This is a genomic window from Niallia sp. Kr1, assembly GCF_050389805.1.
Taxonomy (GTDB): domain Bacteria; phylum Bacillota; class Bacilli; order Bacillales; family Cytobacillaceae; genus Bacillus_BD.
The window spans coordinates 4,353,002-4,365,793 of sequence record NZ_CP130945.1 but is presented as its reverse complement, the minus strand read 5'-3'; the positions used below and the strand labels follow the sequence as shown (position 1 = coordinate 4,365,793).

General features: G+C 34.3%; 13 protein-coding genes and 2 riboswitches. Of the genes, 8 read left to right on the top strand and 5 right to left on the bottom strand.

The genetic code is table 11. From position 1 onward, the window contains the following. Nucleotides 1-70 precede the first annotated feature (70 nt). From Q5760_RS21525 to Q5760_RS21515, 3 genes are all read right to left on the bottom strand, one after another. On the bottom strand, nucleotides 71-1,024 hold the full coding sequence (locus tag Q5760_RS21525) for an IS110 family transposase (RefSeq protein ID WP_428912653.1): 954 nt from the start codon (nucleotides 1,022-1,024) through the stop codon (nucleotides 71-73). A gap of 29 nt (nucleotides 1,025-1,053) precedes the next feature. Beyond that, a complete protein-coding gene (locus Q5760_RS21520; RefSeq protein ID WP_428909633.1) occupies nucleotides 1,054-1,293 on the bottom strand; it encodes a hypothetical protein in 240 nt (79 codons plus the stop codon). A gap of 62 nt (nucleotides 1,294-1,355) precedes the next feature. Beyond that, a complete protein-coding gene (locus tag Q5760_RS21515; protein ID WP_428909632.1) occupies nucleotides 1,356-1,484 on the bottom strand; it encodes a hypothetical protein in 129 nt (42 codons plus the stop codon). A 172-nt stretch (nucleotides 1,485-1,656) separates the two neighbouring features. Beyond that, nucleotides 1,657-1,759: riboswitch (cyclic di-GMP riboswitch) on the top strand. A 508-nt stretch (nucleotides 1,760-2,267) separates the two neighbouring features. On the opposite strand from Q5760_RS21515, the gene Q5760_RS21510 reads away from it, so the two are divergent. The 8 genes from Q5760_RS21510 (at nucleotide 2,268) to Q5760_RS21475 (ending at nucleotide 9,735) form a co-directional block, all read left to right on the top strand. After that, nucleotides 2,268-2,699, top strand: a complete 432-nt coding sequence (locus tag Q5760_RS21510; protein WP_428909631.1) for a flagellar basal body-associated FliL family protein — start codon at nucleotides 2,268-2,270, stop codon at nucleotides 2,697-2,699. 220 nt (nucleotides 2,700-2,919) lie between these two features. Further along, a riboswitch (cyclic di-GMP riboswitch) is annotated at nucleotides 2,920-3,009 on the top strand. A gap of 82 nt (nucleotides 3,010-3,091) precedes the next feature. Further along, the gene (locus Q5760_RS21505; protein ID WP_428909630.1) at nucleotides 3,092-3,553 is read left to right on the top strand and encodes a chemotaxis protein CheX; all 462 of its coding nucleotides are present in this window, start codon (nucleotides 3,092-3,094) and stop codon (nucleotides 3,551-3,553) included. Between the two features lie 27 nt (nucleotides 3,554-3,580). Then, the gene (locus Q5760_RS21500; protein WP_428909629.1) at nucleotides 3,581-5,614 is read left to right on the top strand and encodes a chemotaxis protein CheW; all 2,034 of its coding nucleotides are present in this window, start codon (nucleotides 3,581-3,583) and stop codon (nucleotides 5,612-5,614) included. A gap of 24 nt (nucleotides 5,615-5,638) precedes the next feature. After that, a complete protein-coding gene (locus tag Q5760_RS21495) occupies nucleotides 5,639-6,100 on the top strand; it encodes a chemotaxis protein CheW (protein WP_428909628.1) in 462 nt (153 codons plus the stop codon). A 13-nt stretch (nucleotides 6,101-6,113) separates the two neighbouring features. Beyond that, the gene (locus tag Q5760_RS21490; protein ID WP_428909627.1) at nucleotides 6,114-6,470 is read left to right on the top strand and encodes a response regulator; all 357 of its coding nucleotides are present in this window, start codon (nucleotides 6,114-6,116) and stop codon (nucleotides 6,468-6,470) included. A 43-nt stretch (nucleotides 6,471-6,513) separates the two neighbouring features. Further along, entirely contained in the window at nucleotides 6,514-8,202 is a 1,689-nt protein-coding gene (locus Q5760_RS21485; RefSeq protein WP_428909626.1) for a methyl-accepting chemotaxis protein, read from the top strand. A 1,072-nt stretch (nucleotides 8,203-9,274) separates the two neighbouring features. Next, nucleotides 9,275-9,514 (top strand): hypothetical protein, encoded by a 240-nt coding sequence (locus Q5760_RS21480; protein ID WP_428909625.1) that lies wholly within the window; start codon nucleotides 9,275-9,277, stop codon nucleotides 9,512-9,514. Between the two features lie 20 nt (nucleotides 9,515-9,534). Further along, on the top strand, nucleotides 9,535-9,735 hold the full coding sequence (locus Q5760_RS21475) for a YjfB family protein (RefSeq protein ID WP_428909624.1): 201 nt from the start codon (nucleotides 9,535-9,537) through the stop codon (nucleotides 9,733-9,735). A 295-nt stretch (nucleotides 9,736-10,030) separates the two neighbouring features. On the opposite strand, the gene Q5760_RS21470 is transcribed toward Q5760_RS21475, so the two are convergent. Both Q5760_RS21470 and Q5760_RS21465 read right to left on the bottom strand, forming a co-directional pair. Beyond that, complete coding sequence (locus tag Q5760_RS21470; RefSeq protein WP_428909623.1) at nucleotides 10,031-10,210, bottom strand: H-type small acid-soluble spore protein; 180 nt, start codon at nucleotides 10,208-10,210, stop codon at nucleotides 10,031-10,033. A gap of 371 nt (nucleotides 10,211-10,581) precedes the next feature. Continuing rightward, nucleotides 10,582-12,471 carry a M48 family metalloprotease gene (locus tag Q5760_RS21465; RefSeq protein WP_428909622.1) on the bottom strand — a complete coding sequence of 630 codons (1,890 nt, stop codon included), beginning with the start codon at nucleotides 12,469-12,471 and terminating at the stop codon, nucleotides 10,582-10,584. Between the last annotated feature and the right edge of the window lie 321 nt (nucleotides 12,472-12,792).

The window sequence follows — 12,792 nt, the reverse complement described above, 5'->3', positions numbered from 1 at the left end:
ACGTACGGTTTGATGAGGAGGAGCTGAAAGTAAAAGAGATAGCAAAAGCTATCCCTTTGAAATCAGTTTCTTACTCTACAGCAGCTTTTAGTTTCTCCTTTTCAATTGGTGGTTCATATGCTCGCTTGTCTTTCATGATACGATAAACAATATTAACTAATCTACGTTGGACAAATACCATAGCATGTTTCTTTTTACGTCCTTCTTTTATCTTTTTCTGATAGTATTCATACATGATAGGGTTTATATCTTTTCGTATTTGTGTCAATGCTAGAGAATAAAAGGCTTTGTTTAATTCACGATTCCCTAACTTATTGGCATATTGTTTTTTGGTTTCTCCTGAGCTATGCTCAATTGGAGCGATACCAGCTATCTTCGCTATTTTATTACTGTTAGTGAATCGATTAATATCGCCAATATGAGCAATAAATGTAGCTGCTAAAACAGTATCAACACCATCAATTGTTTGTAATGGATAGCCAGTTTCAGCAATTAACAAGTCAAGTTTCTGCTCAAGCCGCTTTATTTCCTTTATAAAACGATTTAACGAGTTGATATAGGAGCGGATGAGTTCATTACGTTCTTCTTGATAGTCATTTTCCCAATAGCCAGCCGCTTTTACAGCATTTAGTATTTCTAGTGCTTTGTTTTTTCTTATGGAATTGTTAGCTTCTTTTAATACTTTTGTTAAAGCTGTTTCATCAACTTCTTTAAGTAAATCGGGTGTAGGATATTTGTAAAAGAAATGCCTAGCTGTTTTACTTTCAAGGTCTTTGAAGAATGTTTTATAGTTAGGGTATTGATGTAACAAAAGATTGTGTAAGCTAACTTTAATGTTTGTAGCCATCTGATTATAGTTATTTCTACTGTTCAATGTTTGCTTGATTGTCCAGTAAATATCTTGTGGATTGGCTAACGGTAGATCATTAAACTCGTAAATAAGGTTTTTTGCAATGGCTAAGGCATCTATCTCATCTGTTTTATTTTTATTTGTACCCGCTTGCCTCTTTTTTTCGTGTAAGATGAATTGACTTCTTTGACCATATAGCCTTTTTAAATTAAAAATTTAGCAAGGGCTCGTCCATAAAAGTTACAATCCTCTAGTCCGAAAATGAATCCTTTACCATCTGTAAATTTATTTAGTTTGTCAAGGAACAATGGAAATTGTAATGGAGTATTTTGAACCTTAAATGTTTGGATTTTGTCACCAAAGCAATTACACAGAACAGCGGTATGTGAATGCTTATCTAAATCCACTCCCATAAAGAGGTATTTTGTACGATCAATGCTCATGGTGTCAACTCTTTAGTAATATATAGCCATAAATGCGACAGCGTCAGTTATAGCGTAAACCGTTACGGTTCGCAATAATACGTTAGTCTAACCTTCGCCAAATTCTGTGGATTATACAGTTTCCCGCCTTCTTGAAGATTCTTCATCATTTGATAGCTTCTTGATAAATCTTCTAAAGCTTCTTCACTCATGCCATCTATCTGTCTATATATATTTATGATTTCAATGCAACATATCAACAGCTTCATAGTAAAACTTTAATAGTATAGTTAATAAAATATTAATTTTTGTCGAATTTAATTGAATTTAGTCTAAATTTCTTATATGATGTTTAATGCTAGTTAAAAAGTCACTCATATAAATATGTGATAAAGGCAAACTATTCGAAAGAATAGGACGCAAAGCTTAGGGTCTAAGGTTAAAATATGAGTCAAAAGTCATTAACTATGATTGCCTAGTTACCAAATGTTTATTGTATGAAGCTTTTTTGGCTATTCCTATGAAGTGGAAGGACTTTATCTTCCTTAATTTAAACATAGGAGAGGACATCTACCTCCCATTACTATGGGAAAGAACGTGTATCGTATCCTCTACATGCCTCATATCTACAATAACAGAACAACAACCTCCATGTTCAGAATGTTTTCCAACCAAGAATAGTGAATCTTTATTAAATGCACCATCTGATCTCAAGTTATCTACACTACGAGATTACAAGTAATGGAATGAAAATGGATATCAGAAGTATAGGCTAGCAAAGTTTTGAGGTAAATAAAAAGGTTAAAAAAACATACCTTGGGTGGAGTTCTCCATTTTAAGCATTTTGTTTATCGGACGATAATTTACACATCTTAAATAGGGCAGTAAGTATTCACAAAACTAACAATCACTTATTAGAAGCAGAACGAACGAAGTATGCTTCTTTAAGTCGTGATCTTCCATTATCCGTGTCAAATCATAAGTAAGGAGAAGAAATGAAAAAATTAATGCTGGTAATAGGTTTTGCTTTATGTATTGGGGTAGGTATATTTTTAGGGTTAAATATGAAAGAACCTGCATTAGCAGAATCAAACACTGATTTAACTAATATCTCTGTAGAAAAGTTAGAAGAACAAAAAGTCAAAATAGAAGATATTACGGTGAAAATGCTAGATAACAAATATGCCACCTTTTCCTTTAGTTTTGTATTGAATACAAAAGAGGGAGCGGAAGAATTATCTAAAAGGAATTTTCAAATCAAATCTTTTGTTATCAAATACTTAACCAATATAGAAAGTACTAAATTGAAAGAAGAATCTAGTTCGCAAACGTTATTAGAAGATATAAAGATTCATATGAACGAGCAAATGCATAAAGGACAAATATTAGAAACGTATATGTCTAATAAGCTAATTCTAAATCCCTAAAGGAGATTAATTGCTTGAACATTCTTAATGAGAATAGGGAAAAAATTTTAGGAATTACGATATATGAGGATCGTGTTAAAGACTTGTTAGAGATAAAAGTAAAATGAATCTATTCTTGACTAAATACGACACTTTTACTTTATAGTAAAAAGTCATATCAGAAAAATGAACTATAATTTATTTATTATTCGTAATAACAAAAAAGATAACTAAATCACAAAAAAGTTAAAGGCAAACTATTCGAAAGAATAGGACGCAAAGCTCTAGGGTCTAAGGTTAGAAGATTAACTATGATCGCCTGGTTACCAATAATTATATTACTATTTCTGTTGGCTATTTTATATTTTATAAAATAGCCTTTTTTTATTTCATCAACAATGGAGGGGTTTATTTTGCCTGTAGCAGTAGTAGAAAAAAGTAAAGTTATAACAGAGTTATTGAATGGTACCAACGTATCATTTAAAACGATTATTCCTTTAAAGCACGAATTTACAAGACCTAAACTTTTAGGTACATCCTTACAATTACAATTTGGTATCTTAATCGGAATTACAGGAGATATAAAAGCTAGGTTGGTTTTAATGGGGGATCCTTCAACCTTTAGTCTGATTGCTAAATCGATGTTTGGTATGGAATTAGAAGGGGAAATGCTCGTTTCTTTTAGTGGAGAATTAGGAAATATGCTGGCGGGAAGTATTTCTAGCCAAATTATCAATAGTGGTATTAAAACAGATATTACCGCCCCGACGATTATGCAAGGAAACACGAAATTAGTTGGATATGAAAAAGCGATTCACCTATCAGCTATTTTTAGTGAGGAAAATAAGTTAGAACTATGTCTTTTACTAGATTGATAGCAGAGTGAAGAAGGGACCGTTGAAATGGAAACCAATCAATATCTGGAAGTATTTTTAGATGAAAGTCGTGAGCATTTACAAGCAGTAAATGACAATATTTTGAAGTTAGAGAAGGAACCTACGAATATTGAAATCATTAACGAAATCTTTCGTTCTGCTCATACATTAAAAGGTATGTCTGCCACAATGGGATTTGATGATATTGCGGCTCTAACGCACAAAATGGAAAACGTTTTTGATCAAATTAGAAATAATAAAATCAATGTATCTTCTAAGGTTATTGACATCATTTTTCTGGCAATAGAATATTTGGAGGAAATGGTTCAATCCATCAGTGAAGGAAAAGATGGAAAGAAGGATGTAACAGAACTAGTAAAACGTTTAGAACAATTAGTACAAGTCGAAATTGTTCCCTCTGCTTCGAAACAACAAGATTCAAAAGTAGAAGAAAGTGTAATGGGTTTAGACCTAGACGAATACCAAAGAACGATTATCAAACATGGAATACGACAAGGGTTTTTCGCTTATCAGGTGACGGTTGAGCTAAGAGAAGACTGTATGCTAAAAGGTGTCCGTGCCTATATGGTCTTTGAACAGATGGAAAATCATGCGGAAATTATTAAAACGGTTCCTGCTACAGAAAAAATAGAAGAAGGAGATTTTGAACAAACATTTTCTCTTTTACTTTTGACAAAAGAAATGAATGAAGATATTAAAAAGTTGATCTCAAATGTATCTGAGATTAAACAGATTAGAGTCAATTCTATCAATCTTGAAAATGTTTCTGAGAAGGAGGAAGAAACGTTTGATAAGAGTAAGGAGAAGAAAGAATCCATAGAAGGAAGTCCAATACAAGCAGATTCTAGTAAAAACAATTCTTCTATGGAACATGGAACAAGTAGTGGTTCCCATACCATCAGGGTCAATTTAGAAAAAATTGATGAATTGATGAATTTGTTCGAAGAAGTAGTGGTGGATCGTGGAAGATTGGAAACCATTTCTGAATCATTACGTAGTTCCGCACTAAAAGAAACGGTTGACCATATGAGTCGGATTTCCACCCAACTGCAAACGTTGATACTAACGCTAAGAATGGTTCCAATTGAACAGGTTTTTAATCGTTTTCCACGAATGATAAGAGGATTGAGCAGGGATTTACATAAAAAAATTAATTTGACCATTGAAGGTGCCGAAACCGAACTTGACCGAACTGTGATTGATGAAATTGGTGACCCTTTAGTCCATATGATTCGAAATTCTGTAGATCATGGGATTGAACTACCTGAAGTTAGAAAACAATCAGGTAAGACGGAAGAAGGACATTTAACCCTTAGAGCATTTCATAGTGGAAATCATGTATTTATTGAAATTGAAGATGATGGTGCTGGAATTGACCAAGAGAAGGTAGCAGCCAAAGCAATTGATAAAGGTCTAATATCAGCAGAACAGGTTAAAACCTTATCAGATGAAGAGGCAAACAAGTTGATCTTCTTATCTGGTTTTAGTACGGCAGATAAGGTATCCAACATTTCGGGCAGAGGTGTTGGTCTGGATGTAGTGAAGAATAAAATCGAGGCTTTAGGTGGTCAGATTGATATTCAATCAACAAAAGGAAAAGGCAGTATCTTTACGATTCAACTCCCTTTAACTCTTTCCATTATTACTTCACTTTTAGTAAGGGTCCTGGAAGCCACATATGCCATTCCGTTATCCTCAATTGTTGAAACCCTGTTATTGGATAAGGAACAAATTTTCTATGTTAATAGTCAAAAAGTTTACGATTATCGAGGACATATCATTCCTCTCGTTTCATTATCAGAGTATTTTCATTATCAAGTAGGAGAAAAACAAGGAATTCAACAAGAATTCTATGTTGCCATCATTAAAAAAGGAGACCAATTCGTTGGGTTAATGGTTGATGACTTAGTGGGTCAAAAGGAAATTGTCTTGAAGACATTAGGGGTTTATTTAGGTGACGTGTCAGGTTTTTCAGGAGCTACGATCTTAGGAGACGGTTCCGTTGCATTAGTTCTGGATCCTAATGTTTTCTTTAAATAATGGTCAACGGAGGGATAAAAGTGTATGCAGATAATGTATATCATATTTAAATTAAATAACCAGTTTTTTGGAGTAGAGGTCAATCAAGTGATTTCTATTGAGAGATTACAACCCCTTACAGAGGTTCCTGGAACGGCTCATTTTATAAAGGGAATTATGCCATTAAGAGGGGAAATTACTCCTATTCTCGATTTAAAAGAACGTTTATCTATGAAAAAGACAACTACGACAGATGAAAATCGGATTTTGATCATTAATCTAGAAGATATCCAAATTGGTTTAATTGTCGATGAAGCTACAGGAGTCATTGATATTGATTCAACCTCTATCGAGCCACCATTCGAAATGATTAGCGGAGTTGATAATAGGTATATAAAAGGCATAGCAAAAGTAGATAAAAAGCTGTTGATTTTACTCGATTTAACAAAGGTAACGGATCAAAATGAAAATATTCAACTACATGAAAGTAGTCAATCAATAAATTAAGGTGGGTTTAACATTGGCAAGAATATTAGTGACGGATGATGCAGCATTCATGAGGATGCAATTAAAGGATATTTTGACAAAACTCGGGCATGAGGTTGTTGGAGAAGCTGAAAATGGAAAGGTAGCATTAGAAAAATATCAAGATTTACAACCAGAACTTGTTACGATGGACATTACAATGCCTGAGATGAATGGAATCGAAGCGGTAAAGGAAATTAAGAAACTTCATACAGATGCTAAGGTTATTATGTGTTCAGCTATGGGCCAACAAGGAATGGTGGTAGACGCAATTAAGGCAGGAGCCATTGACTTTATCGTAAAACCATTTAGTCATGATCGAATTAAGGAAGCGTTGGAAAAGGCCATATAAATATTCTACTAATTAGATAAAAATATGAGAGGAAGACACCCAGATGAAGCTAACGATCAAGCAAAAAATGATTGGATCTTTTATTATTGTCGCACTTATTTTTGTAATCTCTTCTTTACTTTCTTTTAACACTATGAAAAAAACAAACGATTCCTATGATTATATTATTGATACTGTATTGGAATTAAAAGGAATTATACAATCCATCCAAACGGAAAGTGCGTTAGAAATAAGTAATTACAGAGGTTATATACTATACGGTACTGATACCTACAAAGAAGGATTTAATCAGTCAACTGCTGAAATTGATGATTTAATTTTGCAAGGAAAAGAACTAGCTACATTACAGGAAACAAAAGATAAATTAGATGCTATCCACACAACCAATCAACAATTAAGTGAAACAGCTTTGCGGATGATGGAGCTATCAACCACAAATAGACAACAAGCTATTGATCAAGGATTACAGGATGTAGCACCCCTTACAGTAAAATTAAATAAAGAAAGTGAAGAACTTTATAATTGGTTAGTAGAAATTGCAGACCAAAATATAGAAGAAACTAAAAGTGATGCTGCTTCGAGCCTTATAAGAGCCTTAATCATTAGTATTGTTGCTGTCATTATTTCCATTCTTCTAGGCATCGCATTATCAAACATGATTTCAAAACCAATGCGATTAGTTATGAATCAAATGAAACGGATTGCTGGTGGAGACTTAACATACGAAAACATAAAGGTAAAATCCAAGGATGAAATTGGACAATTAGTGACCGCAACCAATGAGATGGCCGATAGTATGAGAAATATGTTAAAGGAAATAAATAAAGTTTCCGAAACAGTGTCAAGTCATAGTGAAGAATTAACTCAATCCACTAATGAAGTAAGTGCCGGTTCTGAACAGATCGCCACGACGATGCAGGAATTGGCCGCAGGGTCTGAAACTCAAGCCAATAGTGCAAGTGAACTATCCGCTTCTATGACAGAGTTTTCTACAAAAGTTCAAGAAGCTAATGAGTATGGAGAGCAAATTCAAGTAACGTCAAATCAAGTTATGGATATGACCAATGATGGTAGTCAATTAATGGATGGGTCAACGAAACAAATGACGATGATTAATGAAATTGTCAAAGAATCTGTTCAAAAGGTGAGCGATTTGAATCATCAATCCCAAGAAATCTCTCACTTAGTTACAGTGATTAAAGAAATAGCAGATCAAACGAATTTGTTAGCCTTAAATGCAGCGATTGAAGCAGCAAGAGCTGGTGAGCATGGAAGAGGTTTTTCCGTTGTTGCCGAGGAAGTTCGTAAATTGGCCGAACAAACAGGATCTTCTGTATCGGAAATTACAGGAATTGTTGAAAACATACAAAAAGGATTTGAAACTGTTACATCATCCTTACAAGATGGATATAAAGAAGTAGAAAAAGGAACCACTCAAATTGAAACAACAGGTAAAACATTTAACAACATTAGTTTGTCCGTAAAGGAAATGGTTGATGGTATCAAACGGATTTCGACTAATCTTTCTGATATATCTGCATCTAGTCAAGAGATGAGTAGTTCTATTCAAGAGATTGCAGCAACAGCAGAAGAAGCGGCTGCGGGAGTGGAACAAACGGCTGCGACTGTCCAACAAACCAACAGTTCAATGGAAGAGATAGCTGGCAGTTCAGTAGAATTAGCTAAGCTGTCAGAACAATTAAATGTATTAGTACGAAAGTTTAAAATTTAACGCAACAATCAATAAGAATTGGGCCTCTCGAAGAAAGAAGGTTTGGTCCAATTCTTTTTCAATGATAGATTTCGAAAAGGCGTTATAAATGAAAAAGTTGATTAAATAAAGGAATACACCGTGCACTAGTAACGGGTTATAGGGGAATTAACTGCATAGTTAATAGCCGAACAGATTTGATCAAGATTCATTTTTCGCTTATCTAACCTTTTTTAATTCGTTGAGGGGTCGGTAATCCCTTGATAGGAAGCAAATTATTAATTAAAATTTAAATATGGATAAATTACCTAGGTTCGTAGATTTTCACGATAAAATAGGATTAAAGTGAGGTTCGGTAATAAAAGTGATAGCTAAAAGAAATGAAGGACGTTATGAATGGTTATTGAATCAATTTCAAACTGATTCTTCTAGTCCATTTTATATAGAAGTGAACCATTCGCTAAATCGAATATTCACCTATATCTATGATTATACATTGATCATGTATATAGAGGATATTGATGAAGAAATACTATACGATTATATTCAGTTTCAAAGCTTAAATAATAAAGAGATTGGTTTTGTTAAAGCTATCAAGGACGTTAAATTATTTATCTATTTCTTGAAGTATATAAAAAGATTGAAAAACATACCTAGCGTGGATTTCTCTATTAAGCAATTTGTTTATAGGACAAAAATTCATCGTACATCATAAATAGATGGGTCTCGGTCTCGGTCCCTGTCATTACTTGACGTTTGATGGACTTTGTAGAATGAGACTTGTTGTGTAAATCCCCCGTCACAGTGATGTTCCGAATGAAGGTGGATGAGATTGGTACCATAGTATTTTGAAAAACGGCTAAAAAATCTATAACTATCTTCATAATGTTTACTTTCTCCAAAAACATACTTCCAACATTTATAAAAGTCCGATAATCAACCGATATAAATAGAGAATATAAAAAATGAATTATTACAATAGTAAATGGTTTTGAAATACAAGAAGGTACGAATACGCTTATTAGAGATATCGTCCCTGCTGCGCCCCGAAAAACCTTGTTTTACAGCAGTGTTTTATGAAATGGAGGCACGAATGAATAAAGAGGATCAGGAACACAAAGCGTTTCTTGAACAGCAACTAGAGTTGTGTAAAAAACAAGATCGTATTTTAGAAGAAATCGAAAGTAAACTTTATCAAATGAAAGAAATGGCTCAATTTACACTTGATCATAAACTTACTAAAATAGAAATTGAAAAGTTGAATGATCAATTAAATGATTTGAAGAGTGAGGTTCATTTATTAGAAAAGCAATTGCACTCAATTGTTCACTAAAAGTCAGAAGAGGTGTATTTATGGATATTGCATTAATGTCAATGGCATTAAGTCAAGGGAAAGTTCAACAACAGGCTTCGATGTCAGTTATGAAGATGGCAATTGGAAATGTTGAACAGCAAGAAGAATCGATTCAAAAGTTGATGAGTACAAATGATGTAGCGGCTATTCACCACGCTGCTCAGCCGCATTTGGGTGGAAGTATTGATTTAAAGGTATAATAGGTTAATAGGTTTAGATTATAGGTGAATGGCTCTTTAGGCTTTTTCGCCTATAATGGAACACTGGGGACGGTTCTCGGTGTTTCATTTAGTTAGATGAGAGCACACTTTTTTAGGTTCTAGTGCCTGTCACTCCTCGAAGTTTGTTAGATTTTGTTGAAAAGTTAAATATTATTAAAAGGAAGAAGGGACAGAACCTCCTGTCCCACATCGTTTTCTTTTCCTACGTAACATCCACTAGAAAGTGTGGTCAAGTCTCACATATCTTTCTAAATCATTAAAGTCAAAAAGAGGGTCACTTCTCTAATAAACCTTTTAATTCAACGATTTGTTCATTTTCCATTTCATCAAGAGGAAATACTAATGCTGTTTGTTGTTCAGTATTTACTTCCTTTAAATAAACAGGGATACCACGATAACTTACATTAATCATTTCGGGTGATTGAATAATTTCCTTAGCACGCTCAGAATCCATGTGTCTCACACTCCTTTTTTTTATTTTTCTCTTAAAAGCTTAAAATATTCAAAGGAAATTGAGGTTAGATGTTATTATTTTAATAACAATGATTGAGTCTTTAGTTTGATTATTAGCTCTTTTATTATCCGTTTAGCATGAATGATAAATTGTTGGAAAAAAAGATGATGATTTTGTAGATATTTTATCCTTTAAGTTTTTTGAAAAAGGTTCTATAAGAAAAGGGTTCTATAAATAGGGTCCTAGTGCCTAGCACGTCTCATTATAAAGGCACATTACCTTTATGCGTAATTTACTGATGGGTAGGCCCATAAAAAAAAGTCAGGGATCATCCCACTGATGGACAATCTTTGACTTGTGTATTTTAAAAATTATACTCTTAGTGGAATATTTTTTTGATTTGAACTTGTCCCCAATATTTGCGATCCTTCGACTTCTTTAACCTTTTTCTCAAAATCCTCATAACCATTGAGAATATAAAACTGGATGTTTTCGGCGATCTGGAGATCTTGAACATATTCTTCTAATAATTGGTCTGTGTATTCAACCATGTCCATGTCTTCCGGTACTTGGACTTTCAAGGCCAGAGAATAAACCTTTCCTTCCGGAATTAACTCTATCACTTTTCGAACCAGATAGACCTCGACTATTTCATTGTGATGACTGAGTTCATCGACAATTACTGCTACTTCCTCGGGAGCTAGATCGTGTGAAACGTAATGGTCGTCCCAGTTAAGGGCTAAAAATTCTTCTTCGAACTGCGCGAGTATATCTGGCCATGCCTCAAACTGAGCTCTAGTTTCCTCAAATGCCTCCATACGACCAGTATAATAGTAATAGTTACAAAGAGTCTCCAAAGCCTCTTCCTTTAGCTCCCAATCGATTTCAACCGCTTTTCTGATAAAGTTCTCACCCTTTTGGGAAGTTTCTTCCTTTTGCAAGTAGATATTTCCGAGTGTAAGGTAAGCCTGGGCAATCTGCTTATCCGCATTTTCGGCAATAATTTCCTCCAACATGGGTGTAGCCTGCTCATAGCCAACAAGATTGCGTGTGAGAATTGCTTTTTCAAATTTGCCTTGGAGATCAAGTTCCTTACTATTCTCTAATACTTGCAATCTATTTTTTGCTTCAGTATAGGAAGCCATTTGTGCTTCCCACTTTTCGCCATTTTGTTCAAACCATGATCGATTAAACTGCTGCAGGATCGAAACGGGTTTGGCAAAGAAATAATCAACTGCAGATTCACCATTTTGAGGAGTGTTCGATTTCATCCCAACAGCTTTTAAGCGATCTGTCAGGCATGGATGTGTATCAAATACATTACTTTCCATTTCAAGTTCATTTTTTAGGAATGCTTTTGCAACTACTAGATCCAACTTCTGAAACTTATCAAAAAATTGAGAATATGGTTGAGGCACGACATTTGTTTTTGAACTTTCTTCGAAAAGCTCCTTGAAGTACTTTTCGTAATAGTATTGCGAGCCAATTGAGACGGCACATAAAGTATCCCGGACAGTTTCCGGTGATGTGACTTTAGCATCTGCAGCATCTGCAGCATATTCCTGCTGGCGAGCCATAACAAACGTATGGGCCGAATACCGAGGATAAAACCATTTGATGAATTTTTGAAACAAGGATGTACCAACCTGATCATTATTTTCTAGAGAATGCATAAGCTGTGACCAAGTCATTCTGACGCGGTAAATCATTGCACCGATTGATGTATCGGAATGGGAAATGTGTGCAAGCTCGTGGGCTAATACGGATGTAAACTGTTCCCTGGTCAGGCTGGACATCAGCGGGATTCCAATCAGTAAAATATTTTTCTTCGAACCAAACAGACCAAATTTATGTTGCTGCAAAACAGCAGCATTGAAGTCATCATCCAGTACAATTGTATGAATTTTTGGCGTTTTAAGCTTATTGCTAATTTCCAAGATTGTTTTCTCCAATTCAGGTGCTTCATTTTCCTTTAAATAATACCCTTCAGGCAACTGCATTTTAACAAACAGCGATTTAATAATAAAAAAAGATAAAGGTCCAGTTATCACCAATATTTTTAGGCTGCCAAACGTAAAATTCCCTTCTACAATGTATAGGGATGTAATACTTAATAAAAATAGGACAAGAGCAAGAAAGAATAAAATATAACCGTATCCAAGTGCCGTTATTAGAAGCACTTTAAATCGATATCTCCCTAGATTCTTCTCAGCTTTTACTTCCAGTTTTCTTACCAGTATTTCAAACTCCTCATTTGTCATTTTTCTTCACCCTTCGTGTTTTTTCAATCTAATTCGATTAAATCACGTTTTTCTCAAATGGAATAGTCTTATTTTTGTAAAATTTAAATTTTTTATCTTTGTATAAATAAGACGATGGGATTGCTTTCCCATTTTTTTTAGTCTTATTAAATGAAACATGGGGACGGTTCTCAGTGTTTCATTTTTAGTAGTGAAACACCAGAACCGTCCCCATGTTACATAAACAAACCAAATTGTCACATTTTTGTACCATTTCAGTCACTTCTTGTCGTAGAAAAAGAAAAGAGAAAGCGTTATCATTGGAATGTACAAGTTATTTTT